The following is a 15831-nucleotide window of genomic DNA, read 5'->3' on the forward strand; positions in this document are numbered from 1 at the left end:
ATGGAAGTAAGCTTGAAACCAAGATGGGGGCTGCCTTCAAAAAAAACAAGCGCAAAGACAGTGATAAAACGCAGTAAAAGCAAAGGGGCCCGAAGGCCCCCGCTTTGTACCAGCTGCGTGACGCTTAAGCGTCTGGCGCGGCCTTGGCAGCAGGCTCACTGTTTTCGTAGATATACAGTGGCTTGGACTTGCCTTCTATAACGCTTTCGTCGATCACTACTTTGCTCACCTCGGACTGCGAGGGGATTTCATACATAGTGTCGAGCAATACACCTTCGAGAATCGAGCGCAGTCCGCGGGCACCGGTCTTGCGTTCCAGGGCACGTTTGGCGACCGATTTCAGTGCGTCGGCCCGGAATTCCAGGTCCACGCCTTCCATCTCGAACAGCTTGGCATACTGCTTGGTCAGAGCATTTTTCGGCTCGGTGAGAATCTGCATCAGCGCAGCCTCATCAAGCTCGTCCAGTGTGGCAAGTACCGGCAGACGACCGACGAACTCCGGGATCAGACCGAACTTGACCAGATCGTCAGGCTCGACTTCACGCAGGGACTCACCGACTTTCTTGCCTTCTTCCTTGCTGCGCACTTCCGCGTTGAAACCGATGCCGCCCTTGGTGGAGCGGTTTTGAATAACCTTTTCCAGACCGGAGAACGCACCACCGCAGATGAACAGGATGTTACGGGTGTCGACCTGAAGGAATTCCTGCTGCGGATGCTTGCGACCACCCTGAGGTGGAACGGAAGCGACCGTGCCTTCGATCAACTTGAGCAGGGCCTGCTGCACGCCTTCACCGGAAACGTCCCGGGTGATCGACGGGTTGTCAGACTTGCGCGAAATCTTGTCGATTTCGTCGATGTAGACAATGCCCATCTGGGCTTTTTCTACGTCGTAATCGCACTTCTGCAGCAGCTTCTGAATGATGTTCTCGACATCTTCACCCACGTAACCCGCCTCGGTGAGGGTGGTTGCGTCGGCAATGGTGAACGGAACGTTCAGCAAACGAGCCAGTGTTTCGGCAAGCAGGGTTTTACCCGAGCCTGTCGGACCGATCAGCAAGATGTTGCTCTTGCCGAGTTCGACGTCGTCATTCTTTTTGTCACGCTGATTCAGGCGTTTGTAGTGGTTGTAAACCGCTACGGCCAGAACCTTTTTCGCACGCTCCTGACCAATCACATACTGATCAAGGATGCCGCTGATTTCTTTAGGCGAAGGCAATTTATGCGCGCTGCTTTCGGCCTGGGCTTCCTGCACCTCCTCTCGGATGATGTCATTGCACAGGTCGACGCACTCGTCGCAGATAAAGACCGAGGGGCCGGCAATCAATTTGCGTACTTCATGCTGGCTTTTGCCACAGAAGGAGCAATAGAGCAGCTTGCCGTTGTCCTCGCCGTTGCGGGTGTCAGTCATTCGTTCGATCCAAATCCGATAGGCTTGCAACACAAGATGAAGGCTATTGCGGGCTTTTTCAAGCCCGCAGGTGGTCGGACCTGCCGACCAACCTTATTTTGAGCTGCTTATTTTAAGCGGGGCGCTGGCTGATCACTTCATCGATCAACCCGTAATCACGCGCTGCTTCTGCACTCATGAAATTGTCGCGGTTGGTGTCGCGCTCGATTTCTTCAAGAGTGCGCCCGCTATGCTTGGCCATCAGCGTGTTCAGGCGCTCACGAATGAAGAGGATTTCCTTGGCATGGATTTCGATATCCGAAGCCTGGCCCTGGAAACCGCCCAGAGGCTGGTGAATCATCACACGCGAGTTCGGCAGGCAGTAACGCTTGCCCTGCGCACCGGCTGTCAACAGGAACGCGCCCATGCTGCACGCTTGACCGATACAGGTGGTCGACACGTTTGGCTTGATGAACTGCATGGTGTCGTAGATCGACATGCCCGCAGTCACCGAACCGCCCGGCGAGTTGATGTAGAGATGGATGTCCTTGTCCGGGTTTTCCGCTTCAAGGAACAGCAATTGCGCACAGATCAGGTTGGCCATGTAGTCCTCTACCGGACCAACCAGAAAGATCACTCGTTCCTTGAGAAGGCGCGAGTAGATGTCATAGGCGCGCTCGCCACGAGCAGACTGCTCGACAACCATCGGGACCAGGCCGCCTGCGGCCTGGATATCAGAGTTCTGCTGAATATACGAATTACGGAACATGCTCTGCAGTCACTCCCAAATAGTTATGTCTTGAATACGCATAAGCCAGCACGAAGGCTGGCTTATGGTGTGTGCTTCTTACCGCAAAAACAATCAGTCGGCTTGTGGAGCTTCTACCGGCTTGACTGCTTCTTCGTAAGAGACCGATTTGTCGGTCACGCTAGCTTTCTGCAGAACAGTATCCACAACTTGTTCTTCCAGCACAACCGAACGAACTTCGTTCAGTTGCTGGTCGTTCTTGTAGTACCAGGACACAACCTGCTCGGGCTCTTGGTAGGCCGAAGCCATTTCCTGAATCATTTCGCGAACGCGGGTTTCGTCAGGCTTGAGGTCGAATTGCTTGACCACTTCAGCCACGATCAGACCCAGTACGACGCGGCGCTTGGCTTGTTCTTCGAACAGCTCGGCCGGCAGTTGGTCAGGCTTGATGTTGCCGCCGAACTGCTGAACAGCCTGCACGCGCAGACGGTCAACTTCGTTGGACAGCAGAGCCTTAGGCACTTCGATCGGGTTGGTGGTCAGCAGACCATCCATTACCTGATTCTTGACCTTGGATTTGATCGCCTGACGCAGTTCGCGCTCCATGTTCTTGCGCACTTCGGTGCGGAAGCCTTCCAGACCCGTTTCCTTGATGCCGAATTGAGCGAAGAACTCTTCGTTCAGCTCTGGCAGTTTTGGCTCGGAAACAGTGTTCACGGTTACGGTGAACTCGGCAGTCTTACCAGCCAGATCCAGGTTCTGGTAGTCAGCTGGGAAAGTCAGGTTCAGAACACGTTCTTCGCCAGCTTTAGCGCCAACCAGACCGTCTTCGAAGCCAGGGATCATGCGGCCGGAACCCAGCACCAGCTGAGTACCTTTGGCAGAACCGCCAGCGAACACTTCACCGTCAACCTTGCCGACGAAATCGATGTTCAACTGATCTTCGTTCTGGGCAGCGCGATCGGTCACTTCGAAACGGGTGTTCTGCTTGCGCAGGATGTCCAGCATTTTGTCCAGATCGGCATCAGCCACGTCAGCGCTCAGGCGCTCTACGGTGATACCTTCGAAACCGGCAACGGTGAACTCAGGGAACACTTCGAAAATAGCGACGTATTCCAGGTCCTTGCCCGCTTCAATCGACTTAGGCTCGATCGAAGGTGCGCCAGCCGGGTTCAGCTTTTGCTCAACAACAGCTTCGTAGAAAGAAGACTGGATCACATCGCCCACGGCTTCTTGACGCGCATCAGCACCGAAACGGCGCTTGATTTCGCTCATTGGCACTTTGCCTGGACGGAAGCCAGCAATCTTGGCCTTTTGGGCAGTCTGCTGCAGACGCTTGTTGACCTGAGTCTCGATGCGCTCAGCCGGCACGGTGATGCTCATGCGGCGCTCAAGAGCAGAAGTATTTTCAACAGAAACTTGCATGGATATTCCTCGTTGCACAGACGTTAGCCGGCCGTTTCCGACCCCAGAATCAAGGGCATGCATTCTAGTGGGTCAAACTCAAGAAGTCACCCTACTGAAAACGGGTAAAAACGCAGCAGGCAGTTAATAGGCGGGGACAAACGGTTGTGCCTCGCCCTGTTTGCAAATACAGCCAGTCACGCCAGGGCTCTGCACCAATCCTTCTATATATAGAAGGCATCGGCAATCCATCCCCTGACAGTCGACCCCACAAGGAGACCGACGGGCGAATCGGCATCATCGAGCAACACAAATACGATAACCCGTTCCACCCTTCTCAACCCCGGAAACCGCGGCCGCAAAATTTTGGCTTGCGGAACAAAAACGGCGCAGCCCTTTTCAGGTACCACGCCGCAATCTGCTAGCAGCTCAGCTGTTTGCTTGGGTAGACGGAGAGACCAGAAATCTCCCACGTTGCGGACCAAAGCGCTATTAAGCTATAGAAACACCACAAAAATCAACAGCATAAGCCAATCATCAAAAACCAGCAGTCCCCCAAAAGCCCGGCATTGTACACGTTATGGATTTACAAAACGCACGTTTGTACGCTGTGCATTTTTAAGCCGCATCCACTTCCTACAGAGACAAGGTGCAGCCGAGATCACCCGTAACAAAGACAGAGTGAAAAAGCCGGCCTGTTTCCGAACACCATTTCAGTCATCAAGTTAGGAATTGCCAAGTTCAAGTAACAGGCAACAACAAGGAAAAAAAGCGAAACATCACACCAGCAATACTGCCTGCTAACCACAGATACCCTACAAGCAAAAAGCCCCCCTGCATTGTGGACTTCGCCCCAAGGCGACGATACCATGTGCCTCGTCCAAAATTGACTGTAATCGTGCCGCGAAACGGGTTGGGCATAACTACTCCCCCCCCGCTCGAATGCAGCATCCAGACCCTCATATCGGTAGTACAACCCTCTGCGTTTATTGCTGAGCGGTCCTCGATATATGCCTACCGAACTCATAAACCCTAGCCGGCCTCATCTCACATGATTTTTAGCTCATGGCAGTTCATTCTGATTTTTCTGCCGATTTCGTTTTTTGTATACTTTTGGCTAAATCATCGACGCCTGATTACCGCAGGAAAGGTCTGGCTGGTTGCAGCAAGCCTGTTCTTTTATGCGTACTGGGATGTCCAGTACCTACCCCTTATCCTTGGTTCAATTTTTTTGAATTTTGCGATAGGCACCGGACTCGCCCAAGCGCACGAACAGTCTCTTCGGGAGACTAAAAAACCCCACCATGGCGCCAACAGAAAAATAGTTCTGACGACGGGTATCGCCGCCAACTTACTGTTACTGGGCTACTTTAAATACACTGACTTTCTGCTAAGTAATATTAATATTATTGCAGGCACGAATTTCCCGCTCCCTCATATACTGCTGCCACTGGCTATCAGTTTCTTCACCTTCACTCAAATTGTTTACCTGGTGGACAGCTACAGAGGCGAAACGGCCGAGTATGACCTGCTGAATTACTCGCTGTTCGTGACATTTTTCCCGCACCTGATTGCCGGCCCGATCGTTCATCATCGCCAGATAATGCCGCAGTTCTCCTCACGCTGGACGCTGACCCGCAGATATCCTAACATCCTAAAAGGCCTGTTTATCTTTTCGATAGGCCTTTTCAAAAAAGTGGTCATTGCAGATCATTTTGCGGTCTGGGCAACAGCAGGATTTGATGGCGGCCAGACGCTTGGCTTCTTTGCCGCCTGGGCCACAAGCCTTTCCTATACCTTCCAGCTTTATTTTGACTTCAGTGGCTATTGCGACATGGCCATCGGGGCATCCCTGCTATTTAATGTCTGGCTACCGATAAACTTCAACTCACCCTACAAAGCCCTGAGTATCCAGGACTTCTGGCGGCGCTGGCACATCACGCTGAGCAACTTTCTTCGCGATTATCTTTATATTCCTTTAGGCGGAAATCGCTCTGGAGAATATCGTACTTATTTCAACCTGTTTGCCACATTCGTTCTGGGCGGCCTATGGCACGGCGCCACCTGGATGTTCGTGATTTGGGGAGCCATGCATGGCGCAGCCCTTGTAATCCATCGTTTCTGGGCACGCTTGCGCCGCCCGATGACACCGGCACTGGCCTGGTTCGTCACCTTCATGTTTGTCAACATCACATGGGTCTTTTTCCGCGCCAAAACAATGGATGATGCGTGGCGAGTACTCAGCGGAATGGTCGACTTCCGCTCCGCCTTTGGCCACACCAGCGCACCCGTTCCGACATCAGACCTGGCCTGGGGCGGATGGCTGTCAGACCTGGCATTACAGGTAACACCCGCAAGCCTTGTCGGCCAACTACCTACTTTCGCGGCAATCATCATCGCTTTTACGATCATCGCCCAAAAGAACTCAATGGAAATGGCAACCGGGGCGATCGGACGATGGAAGGTGACCTACAGCGCCGTCCTATTCTCAGTGGCGATATGCTTCACGCTAGCGGCTACCAGCTCAGTCTTCCTTTACTTCAACTTTTGATGCCCCCTATGAAACGTAGCGTATTCGCTTTTTTAATCTCGACTGCCCTGGCACTGCTTGCAGTTCCAGCTATCAACATAATGACTGCACCGAATCGGGACGCCATTCACCTGCAGGAAAAGGCCTTCCTTTACAACATGGACTTCGCATCCCGCTGGACAGCGTCAGCGCTGTACCCATTCGGGATCAGCACAGATCCGAAACAAGTGATCATCGGAAAGGATGGCTGGCTTTATCTAGGAGACCTTTATCAAGCGACCCTGTCCGATGACAGGCGTCCCGCGACGGAGAGCGATATCCAACTCGCCAAGGAAATCGGGGCTGCCACAGAAGCGTGGGACGCTTACCTTGCCAGCAAAGGTGTAAAGGCCTTCCGAATTATGGTCGGACCAAACAAAGGCACCATTTACCCGGAACACATGCCGAACTGGGCCAAGCCAACACCCTCCAACCCCATTGACACTTTGTTCGCACAAACGAATGGAGAGCATTTTGTTGATCTCAGGCCAGCACTACTAAACGCCAAAGAGACGCACGAAGAAGTTCTATATTACAAAACCGATACCCATTGGAATGCCCTGGGTGCCGGAGTCGCGTTCCATGCCTTTTCCCAACAGATCGAAAAAAGCACATCCGAGCTGAGATGGCCATCAGAGAAAGCGTATGAGTTACTTCGAGTCGACCCGGGGATTGGCGGCGATCTGGCGAAATTTCTTCGACTCCAAGGAAGCCTTTCCGAACGCAATCCAGTCTTGAACGGATCAATGCCAGCGGTAGAAACCACTCAAACCGATTTCGACACCAAACAGATCCTTGCCAAAGGTGGCAATCCAGTGGTTGCCTCGCCGATGACACCGCTACTGGTTACTTCTGCAGGGGCACTCAATAATAAAAAGGTACTTTGGCTGAGAGATTCATATGGCAACTCCCTGTCGCCGCTCATGGACGCGACGTTTAGCGAAGTACTCCAACTTCACTGGAGCGAGGCAATCAAGCCCGGCGGCCGCTTTGCCGAACTCGTTGAAAAATGGAAGCCGGATTATGTGTTCGTTACTGTTGTCGAACGCGCCGCGAGAACACCGTGGTTTGCCATTTACCCACCTCCGGCCTTCAACGCCGACAGCAGCGAATTCAAAGCCACCAAAACGTCGACGCCAGTAGGCGTTCACGACCTGATACAAGGCCCGTCCAAGAACGATTATCAAATCAACGGAACCGATGCCTTTGTTGATTTCGCACTCTCAAATACGACCACACAGACAACCCCGCAACACCTGAACATCGACCTGACCTGCTCTGACAACACAGCATCAGTTCCGCTACAGCTATTTTGGCTTGAAGCTGGACAAGCCTCATACGATGAAGCGCACAGCGCGAGATTTTCAGCCCCGACAGGGCGACATCAGATTGATCTTCGCACGATACCAAAATGGAATACCGGCGCGACTATCAACCGGGTTCGCATTGATATCGACGCACAAAACGCCTGCTCTCACTTCAAGCTAATTAATCCCAGCTTCGGTCTGAAAGCCCCTGGCTCTCTATAGGTAGCGCAACCGCACAACCCCGCCCCTCTCATCGAAGGGCGGCACAAGAATTGAGCACTAACTCCCGGCGCAACCAAGGCAACGCCCCCTCCCCGCTACAACACCTCAGCCCCCCTTCTACGCCTCGCCAAACACTGAGCGATACCGACGGGATGCCGTGACGCAAAAGCATGAACAAAAAAGACGCAGCACTTTTCAGGCCCGCGCCGCTTTCAAACCAAAAAAAAAGCGCCAGACTGTTAAGTCTGGCGCCTTTCGAATATGGGGTGGACGAAGGGGATCGAACCCTCGACAACGGGAGTCACAATCCCGTGCTCTACCAACTGAGCTACGCCCACCATATTGCGTGACAAAGAAGTAAATAACTTCCCTGCTGACCCCAACCAAGCCAATCGGCATGAATGAAGCTTTATTTGGTGCGGATGAAGAGACTCGAACTCTTACGCCTCGCGGCGCTGGAACCTAAATCCAGTGTGTCTACCAATTCCACCACATCCGCGGGTTGAAGCTGTTAAAGCAAAGGCGCCAGACTGTTAATCTGGCGCCTTTCGAAATATGGGGTGGACGAAGGGGATCGAACCCTCGACAACGGGAGTCACAATCCCGTGCTCTACCAACTGAGCTACGCCCACCATATTGCGCTACTTGTGCCAAAGCTGCCTAATGGCGCACCCGGCAGGACTCGAACCTGCGACCATCCGCTTAGAAGGCGGATGCTCTATCCAGCTGAGCTACGGGCGCCTTGTAATTTGTACTCTTGGAGGACTACAAACTAAGTGCTTTCCAGCCTCGCGAAACCGTAGCTCCGCTTGACCTTCCTAACCAGTGCTAGGCTGTGCCCGACAAGTGCGACGAATAGTATAGAGCCCCCTGAGGGTCGTCAAATCCTTTTTAAAAAAAATTCATTTAATTAAAGGAGTTAGGGGAATTTGCAGACCAAGCGCCTTTGCCCTCACCTCATGACATGCGAGAATGTGTTCTCTTTTTTTCCCCTCTCGATGGTTAATCACGCGCAATGACTGCACAACTAATCGACGGCAAATCGATCGCCGCCAGCCTGCGCCAGCAGATCGCCAAACGAGTTGCCGAGCGTCGCGAGCAAGGCTTGCGTACACCCGGCCTCGCGGTGATCCTGGTCGGCAGCGATCCCGCCTCTCAGGTTTATGTCTCGCACAAGCGTAAAGACTGTGAAGAGGTCGGCTTTATATCCCAAGCCTATGACCTGCCTTCCGAAACCACTCAAGAAGCGCTGACCGATCTGATCGATCGCTTGAACGACGACCCGGCAATCGACGGCGTTCTGCTTCAGCTTCCTCTGCCTGAACACCTGGACGCCTCCAAGTTGCTGGAGCGCATCCGCCCGGACAAAGACGTCGACGGTTTCCATCCTTATAACGTCGGTCGCCTGGCCCAGCGTATTCCACTGCTGCGCCCCTGCACCCCTAAAGGCATCATGACCCTGCTGGAAAGCACCGGCGCCGATCTTTACGGGATGGATGCAGTGATTGTCGGGGCGTCCAACATTGTCGGTCGCCCGATGGCGATGGAATTGTTACTGGCCGGTTGCACCGTGACCGTCACCCACCGCTTTACAAAGGATCTGGCCGGCCACGTGGGCCGTGCCGATCTGGTGGTGGTGGCCGCTGGCAAACCGGGCCTGGTCAAGGGTGAGTGGATCAAGGAAGGCGCGATCGTGATCGACGTCGGGATCAACCGCCAGGAAGATGGCAAACTGGTCGGCGACGTGATCTACGAAACCGCCCTGCCCCGCGCTGGCTGGATCACCCCTGTTCCTGGCGGCGTTGGCCCGATGACCCGTGCCTGCCTGCTGGAAAACACACTGTATGCGGCGGAAACCCTGCACAGCTGAGTTCCAAAGCATGTAAAACGACCCCGCCCATGGCGGGGTTCTTTTTGCCTGAAGAAAAAGCCCTGCCATTCGCCTGAAAATGACATTTTTTTCATGTTTCACAGGACTTTCACCTGTTACTTGAACAACCATCGACAGTTATTCAGCCATACTCCAGAATGTCGCGCTTTTACGAAATAGCCCGTTACAAAACGGCTTATCAACACATAATGAGTCTGCCAGCGTGAAAATCCGTCTTTCCATCCTGAGCCTATTTTTTGCAGTTACAGGGACTTTCATCACGCCAATCGCCAGCGCTGGCGATACCACCGCTGCGCCGCGAGATGCACAACATCTCAAACTTGCTTCGGGCAGCTCATTAGTCATGGATATGCAGACGAACAAAATCATCTACGCCAGCAACCCTGACGTGGTGGTGCCGATTGCGTCTGTCAGCAAACTGATGACCGGCCTGGTCATCGTTGAAGCCCGACAGAACATGGACGAATACATCAACATCAATATCAGCGATACCCCGGAAATGAAGGGTGTGTTTTCCCGGGTCAAACTCAACAGCGAAATGCCCCGCAAGGAAATGCTGCTGATTGCCCTGATGTCTTCGGAAAACCGCGCCGCAGCGAGCCTGGCCCACCACTATCCGGGCGGCTATGCTGCCTTCATCGCCGCGATGAACGCCAAGGCCAAGGCGCTGGGTATGGTCAACACCCACTTCGTCGAACCGACCGGCCTGTCCCCGCGTAACGTGTCCACTGCCCGTGACCTGAGCAAACTGCTGGTGGCTGCGCACAAGTACCCGCTGCTGACCGAGCTGAGTACCACCAAGGAAAAAACCGTGTCGTTCCGTAAACCCAACTACAGCCTGGGTTTCCGCAATACAGACCATTTGGTACGCAAACCGGACTGGGATATCCAGCTGACGAAAACCGGCTTCACCAACGAAGCGGGTCACTGCCTGGTGCTGGTGACCAGCATGGGTAATCGCCAGGTTGCGCTGGTCATCCTCGATGCCTATGGCAAGTACACCCACTTTGCCGACGCCACCCGTATCCGCAACTGGGTCGAAACCGGCAAGGGCGCAGAGGTTCCATCCGTTGCCTTGCAGTACAAATCCGACAAGAACCTCAAGCACCGCCAGAGCGGCGTGGTTGAAGCCTCAAAATAAACAAAAAAGCCCCGCACCTCCGGGGCTTTTTTTCGCCTGGCGTTTGTCAGTCATTGGGTAGCGGCATCTGATCGTCATCCGGAATGCCATCTCCCTTGCTCGGATCTCTCCAATCATGCGGATGTTCCGTCGACACCACCACGGGCCTGGCCAGAGGATCGCGCAACGGGCTGTCCGGATCCATGACCGGGTCAATGTCTTCTTGGGGCGTGGTAGGAACGCTGTCCGGACGTTTGTCGTCGAAACTCGAATCGGTAGACATAAGCACCTCATCAGGGCTCAGGGTTTCAGGTCAGCGAGGGGATCGTAGGGCTTCGCTGGTGCCTTGGGGTTGTCGCCCGGCTTCACGTCCCTGGGCGCCTTGGCAGGACCGATGGGGTCGACCTGGGGGTCGGCGAGGTCCGGCGAATCGGGATCGAATCCCAACTCATCGCCCGAAGAGTGCTCAGACGAGTGCGGGCCGACTGGGGTAGTGGAATGTGCCATGGGCGCCTCCTTGGATATGGCCCGGACAAATCCGGGCCCTGTCCTTTAGAGAGCCGCCGCACGCAGCAGTGCCCTGCAAAATGACGAACGGACACTCACTGCGTGGTCAGTGCCTTCTTGGCCCGCGCCGCCGCTTGCTCCTGACCCGCTTGCCCCAGATCATTCGCAGCCTTCAGCCAGCGCTGCTGATCGACGTTGGCCGGAATCTGGTTCGGCTTCTGGATCAGTACGGCCCAGCCGCCCGCGTCCTTGAACGACGATTCAAACGAACTGAAGCTCATCATGTTCCGGTGATTCATACCTGCGCGCAGCAGCACGGTCTGCTTCTTGCGGTTGTACCCGGCGAGAATGGCGTAGCGCGGCTCAGCCCAGAGCGCGGTGCCTTCAGTGAAGCGCACCATCACCGGATAGCCGGCGGCAACCTGAGTCAGCAGTGCGGGCAACGCGCTGTCGAGGGGATAAACCACCATCCCGTATTCGCGGGCCAGGTTCTGCATATTCTGCTCTAACTGGTCTTCGGCGCCCGGCACATGCAGGGGTTTTTCCAGCAATCCCGGGGTAATCACAATGCCCTGCTGCGCCAACAGGCTGGCCAGTACTTGCGGTCCGCTTTGAAAGGCTTGCCCGCGATAGAACGTACCGCTGAGTTCCACCCGTTCCGGCAGACGCTTGATCTGCGGCGCAACGCTCCCGGCGCATCCTGCCAACCCGGCCACACAGCCCACAATCAGCGCCGCCATGCGAATTCGAGAAAATACCCGCTCCATCTTCACTCTCTTGTTCAGACGCCAGGCAACAGGCTCCCGGCTAGGCTGTCGATCATAGGATGCCGCGCGACGGCGGTATAGCCTTAACCGGCAGCTGCCTGCATTCGATAGAGCGAACTGGTTAGTGACAGGCGACCTTTGGTCAATTGTCTGACACACAGCACCGACTAGACTGTCAGTGGCATAGTGTGTGTGCCCGATGCAGGGCGAAGAGGAGGCACGATGAGCCTGACAATGACGATCGTGATGTTGATTTCCGGCTGGCTGGCCGTTGCCGCCGCCATGTTGTGGGGAGTCCTGCGCATTACCCGGCGGCACCATCACCACCCGATTCAATCAACACCTGAAGAAACCAGCAAAAAGTCCGCTGTCCGTCACGCCACCGTGCACTGAGTGGCAATTTCCGTCTTCAAAAAAAAGGCCGCCTGAACACTTTCGTATTCAGGCGGCCTTTCATTTACAGCCCATCAAGCATCAGCAGTGATGCGCTTCTGCTTGGCCCGACGCGACATCATGTTCAAGCACTCGATCGTTGCCGAGAACGCCATGGCCGCATAGACGTAGCCTTTGGGTACATGGGCGCCGAAGCCTTCGGCGATCAGCGTCATGCCGATCATGATCAGGAAGCCCAGCGCCAGCATCACCACCGTCGGGTTGTCGTTGATGAACCTGGCCAACGGATCAGCCGCCAGCAACATCACCAACACCGACACCACCACCGCGATGATCATGATCGGCAAATGCTCGGTCATGCCGACCGCCGTAATGATGCTGTCGATGGAAAACACCATGTCCAGCATCAGGATCTGCCCGATTGCAGCGGCAAAGCCCAGGGTCACGGTCGACGTCGCCGACTTCGGATCTTCCGGTGCCGGATCCATGCTGTGATGGATCTCGGTGGTGGCTTTCCACAGCAGGAACAGGCCGCCGGCAATCAGGATCATGTCCTTCCAGGAGAACGCTTGGCCGAGGACTTCGATCACAGGCGCCGTCAACTGGACGATAAACGCGATGGTGCTCAACAGACCCAAACGCAGGATCAACGCCATGCCGATACCAATGCGGCGGGCTTTCTGCCGATGTTGCTCGGGCAGTTTATTGGTCAGGATCGAGATGAAGATCAGGTTATCGATGCCGAGCACAATCTCCATGACAATCAACGTGGCCAGGGCGACCCAGGCGGTAGGGCTTGCAGCAAGTTCTAAAAGGTATTCCATGGGTCAGTCCTGACTCGTATTAGACGTTAGATTTCCTGGGACGAAGCTTCAGTTTTTTCTTTGTCTTCGCCCGCTGATTCTTTCTTGCTGATCAGGCCGCCGGTGGCGTCGCTGAGCGCTTGTTCGGCGGCTTTGTGCGTATCGTCGATGGCCTGTTTGGCGCTTTCAGCAGCCTTGCCCATTAGTTGCTGAGCGCTTTTTTCGGCCTGGTCGCAACCGGCCAGTACCAGTAAAGACGCGAACAGCACAGCCGTGGTGGTGATCTTCATGATGCTTCCCTCGTTAGAACAAACGGCACCAATACAATGGCCCGTTGATAGCGACGCATTCTAGGGAGGCAAACACTTCAGGAAAATTCGTATTTTTAGCGGTTATACTTCGGTTTTAACGAACTGTAGATCTTCATGCTCAACTATCGGCAATTGCATTATTTCTGGGTGGTGGCCAAGACCGGCAGCATCGTGCGCGCCTGCGAGCAGTTGAACCTGACACCACAGACCATCAGCGGGCAGATTTCCCTGCTCGAGCAGACCTACGGCATCGAGTTGTTTCAACGGGTCGGCCGGCAACTTGAACTCACCGAGGCGGGGCGTCAGGCCCTGCCCTACGCCGAGCAAATGTTTCAGCTGGGTGGCGAACTGGAATTGATGTTGCGAGCGCAACCCAACGAGCAGCAGATTCAGTTTCGGGTCGGTGTCGCCGACGTTGTGCCCAAGTCCATCGTTTATCGGCTGATCGCGCCGACCATGGAATTGAGCGAGCCGCTGCGCATCACCTGCCGCGAAGACAAGCTCGAACGCTTGCTCGCCGACCTGGCGATCCAGCGTCTGGACATGGTGATTTCCGACAGCCCGATGCCCTCGCACCTGGACATCAAGGGCTACAGTCAGAAACTCGGGGAATGCGGGATCAGCTTCTTCGCCACGGCGGAACTGGCCGCACAGTACGGCCTGGATTTCCCTCGCAGCCTGCACGGTGCACCGCTGTTGATTCCGGGGCCGGAAACCGTGGTGCGTAACCGCTTGCAGCGCTGGTTCGCCGAGCAGCAGATTCAGCCGCGCATTGTTGGCGAGTTCGATGACAGCGCGTTGATGCAGGCGTTTGGTCAGTCCGGCAGCGGGATCTTCATCGGCCCGAGCGTGATTGCCGATGAAGTGAAACGCCAATATGGCGTGCAGGTAATTGGCCAGACCGACGCCGTGACCGAGTCGTTCTACGCCATTTCAGTGGAACGCAAGGTCAAGCACCCTGGCATTGTCGCCATTACTGAAGGTGCCCGACGCGAGCTGTTCACCGAACTGTAAAACTTCAGGCGCAGATTTCACGTGGTTTGAAGGTCATCAGCGCAATCGCCAGCAGGATTGAGGCGAGGATAAAAGCGGCGGCCGCAAAGCCAAGGCCTTGCAGACCGAAGTTGTCGATCACCCGGCCGCCGACCATCGCGCCCAGACCGATGCCGAGGTTGGCCCCGGCAATGTTCAGCGAGGCGGCGAACGCAGGCGCTTCGGGCGCCGCTTTCATCAGGCGCACATGGCTGACCAGGAACAGCGCCGCCTGCGTCACGCCCCAGATGCCCATCGCCGCCGCCAGACCGAGGGGCGAATGAATGTTCGGCACCAGCGCCACCAGGCCGGCAATCATGAACGCGCAAAACATCACCGAAGCAATCAGCGGATGACGGTCCACCGCGCGACCGCCCAGCGAGTTACCGATCAACCCGACCGCGCCGAAGCCCATCAAGCACCAACCGACCACCGTGCCGTTGAAACCGGCGAGACGCTCAAGGATGTCCGCCAGGTAGGTGTACGCGGTAAACATGCCGCTGAAGACCACAATCGACAGCAGCACATGGCCGATCATCAGTGGGCTGCGCAGGATCTTGAATTGCGAGCGGAAACTCACCTGATGCTGATGCAGGTTGGTTTTCGGCAGATAGATAAACAGCAGCAAGGCCTTGGCAAAGGCGATGACCGCCAGAATGCCAAACGCACTGCGCCAGCCGAACGCATCGGAAATCAGCGTGCCCACCGGAATGCCGAACACCGTGGCGCAGACAATGCCGAAACCTATCTTGGCAATGGCCCGCCCGGCGTAGTCCGGCCCGACAATGTCCACCGCCGTCTCGCTGGCCAGGGCCCAGAACACCGGCAACCCGAGTGCGGGAATCAACCGGGCGAAGGCCATCACCCAGATATTCGGCGCAAACGCTGCGAGGGTGTTGGCCAGACCGAACATGATCAACACTGAAATGAACAGCTTGCGGCGTTCAAAGCGGGCGAAGTACGCAGTCAGGAACGGCCCGAAAGCGGCGACGGTGAAGGCGAACAACGTCACCAGCAAACCCGCTTGCGGGATGCTGACTTCAAGGTCGCGGGCGATGGCCGGCAACAGGCCGACGATGACGAACTCCGTGGTCAGCACCGTGAAACCGGCGGCGGACAACAGAAGAATGGGCAACAGCATGCACAACTCCAGAAAACGACGACACCAGCGAATAGCCCGAAGGCCCACTGGCAGACTTGAAAATGAGGATGGCGAATCTTAACAGAGTGTGTCCAAAGCAGGTTGCATGAACCTGCTTATCTGGTGGATTGTGCGGGCGGCAGATCGTCACAGGTCTGAAGGATCGTTCCTGCGCTGTGATAAAGTCCGCGCCCTGAAAACGTACACCCTGTGGCTGAAGCCGCTCAGT

At 55.4% G+C, this 15831-nt stretch carries 15 protein-coding genes and 4 tRNA genes; 6 read left to right on the forward strand and 13 right to left on the reverse strand.

The features are described 5' to 3' along the window. Positions 1-124 precede the first annotated feature (124 nt). The 3 genes from clpX to tig all read right to left on the reverse strand — a co-directional run bounded on the left by clpX (position 125) and on the right by tig (position 3560). Positions 125-1408: an ATP-dependent Clp protease ATP-binding subunit ClpX gene (clpX, locus tag J2X66_RS24915; RefSeq protein ID WP_007946893.1), complete on the reverse strand. Its 1284-nt coding sequence runs from the start codon at positions 1406-1408 to the stop codon at positions 125-127. A gap of 112 nt (positions 1409-1520) precedes the next feature. Further along, on the reverse strand, positions 1521-2156 hold the full coding sequence (gene clpP / locus J2X66_RS24920) for an ATP-dependent Clp endopeptidase proteolytic subunit ClpP (protein ID WP_027926070.1): 636 nt from the start codon (positions 2154-2156) through the stop codon (positions 1521-1523). 93 nt (positions 2157-2249) lie between these two features. After that, the gene (gene tig, locus J2X66_RS24925) at positions 2250-3560 is read right to left on the reverse strand and encodes a trigger factor (protein WP_310269897.1); all 1311 of its coding nucleotides are present in this window, start codon (positions 3558-3560) and stop codon (positions 2250-2252) included. Positions 3561-4590: 1030 nt separating this feature from the next. On the opposite strand from tig, the gene J2X66_RS24930 reads away from it, so the two are divergent. Continuing rightward, positions 4591-6090 (forward strand): MBOAT family protein, encoded by a 1500-nt coding sequence (locus J2X66_RS24930; protein WP_310269899.1) that lies wholly within the window; start codon positions 4591-4593, stop codon positions 6088-6090. Between the two features lie 8 nt (positions 6091-6098). Then, positions 6099-7637, forward strand: coding sequence for an alginate O-acetyltransferase AlgX-related protein (locus J2X66_RS24935; protein ID WP_310269902.1), 1539 nt, complete (start codon positions 6099-6101; stop codon positions 7635-7637). Between the two features lie 262 nt (positions 7638-7899). Here J2X66_RS24935 and J2X66_RS24940 read toward each other — a convergent pair. From J2X66_RS24940 to J2X66_RS24955, 4 genes are all read right to left on the reverse strand, one after another. After that, positions 7900-7975 (reverse strand) — tRNA-His (locus tag J2X66_RS24940). A 76-nt stretch (positions 7976-8051) separates the two neighbouring features. Then, positions 8052-8136, reverse strand: a tRNA-Leu gene (locus J2X66_RS24945). 57 nt (positions 8137-8193) lie between these two features. Further along, a tRNA-His gene (locus tag J2X66_RS24950) sits at positions 8194-8269 on the reverse strand. Positions 8270-8301: 32 nt separating this feature from the next. Next, positions 8302-8378: transfer RNA gene (locus J2X66_RS24955), tRNA-Arg, on the reverse strand. Between the two features lie 274 nt (positions 8379-8652). Between J2X66_RS24955 and folD the strand changes: the two genes are divergently transcribed. After that, on the forward strand, positions 8653-9507 hold the full coding sequence (folD, locus tag J2X66_RS24960) for a bifunctional methylenetetrahydrofolate dehydrogenase/methenyltetrahydrofolate cyclohydrolase FolD (protein ID WP_027925381.1): 855 nt from the start codon (positions 8653-8655) through the stop codon (positions 9505-9507). A gap of 223 nt (positions 9508-9730) precedes the next feature. After that, a complete protein-coding gene (gene pbpG, locus J2X66_RS24965; RefSeq protein WP_310269907.1) occupies positions 9731-10669 on the forward strand; it encodes a D-alanyl-D-alanine endopeptidase in 939 nt (312 codons plus the stop codon). A 46-nt stretch (positions 10670-10715) separates the two neighbouring features. Here pbpG and J2X66_RS24970 read toward each other — a convergent pair whose 3' ends face one another. The 3 genes from J2X66_RS24970 to J2X66_RS24980 form a co-directional block, all read right to left on the reverse strand. Beyond that, on the reverse strand, positions 10716-10931 hold the full coding sequence (locus J2X66_RS24970; protein ID WP_310269913.1) for a hypothetical protein: 216 nt from the start codon (positions 10929-10931) through the stop codon (positions 10716-10718). 17 nt (positions 10932-10948) lie between these two features. Next, positions 10949-11155: a DUF6021 family protein gene (locus tag J2X66_RS24975; RefSeq protein WP_027925384.1), complete on the reverse strand. Its 207-nt coding sequence runs from the start codon at positions 11153-11155 to the stop codon at positions 10949-10951. 95 nt (positions 11156-11250) lie between these two features. Continuing rightward, on the reverse strand, positions 11251-11922 hold the full coding sequence (locus J2X66_RS24980; protein WP_310269916.1) for a peptidase C39 family protein: 672 nt from the start codon (positions 11920-11922) through the stop codon (positions 11251-11253). A gap of 222 nt (positions 11923-12144) precedes the next feature. On the opposite strand from J2X66_RS24980, the gene J2X66_RS24985 reads away from it, so the two are divergent. After that, the gene (locus J2X66_RS24985; protein ID WP_310269919.1) at positions 12145-12315 is read left to right on the forward strand and encodes a hypothetical protein; all 171 of its coding nucleotides are present in this window, start codon (positions 12145-12147) and stop codon (positions 12313-12315) included. 74 nt (positions 12316-12389) lie between these two features. Here the strand turns inward: J2X66_RS24985 and J2X66_RS24990 are convergent, their stop codons facing one another. Both J2X66_RS24990 and J2X66_RS24995 read right to left on the reverse strand, forming a co-directional pair. After that, positions 12390-13139 (reverse strand): TerC family protein, encoded by a 750-nt coding sequence (locus tag J2X66_RS24990; protein ID WP_310269922.1) that lies wholly within the window; start codon positions 13137-13139, stop codon positions 12390-12392. A gap of 26 nt (positions 13140-13165) precedes the next feature. Further along, on the reverse strand, positions 13166-13408 hold the full coding sequence (locus J2X66_RS24995) for a hypothetical protein (protein WP_140667852.1): 243 nt from the start codon (positions 13406-13408) through the stop codon (positions 13166-13168). 135 nt (positions 13409-13543) lie between these two features. Between J2X66_RS24995 and nhaR the strand changes: the two genes are divergently transcribed. Continuing rightward, positions 13544-14443: a transcriptional activator NhaR gene (gene nhaR / locus J2X66_RS25000; RefSeq protein WP_310269926.1), complete on the forward strand. Its 900-nt coding sequence runs from the start codon at positions 13544-13546 to the stop codon at positions 14441-14443. Between the two features lie 4 nt (positions 14444-14447). On the opposite strand, the gene J2X66_RS25005 is transcribed toward nhaR, so the two are convergent. Continuing rightward, positions 14448-15602 (reverse strand): MFS transporter, encoded by a 1155-nt coding sequence (locus J2X66_RS25005; protein ID WP_027925389.1) that lies wholly within the window; start codon positions 15600-15602, stop codon positions 14448-14450. Positions 15603-15831: the final 229 nt, after the last annotated feature.

It is taken from the genome of Pseudomonas sp. 3296 (assembly GCF_031456615.1).
Lineage (GTDB): Bacteria > Pseudomonadota > Gammaproteobacteria > Pseudomonadales > Pseudomonadaceae > Aquipseudomonas > Aquipseudomonas mucoides.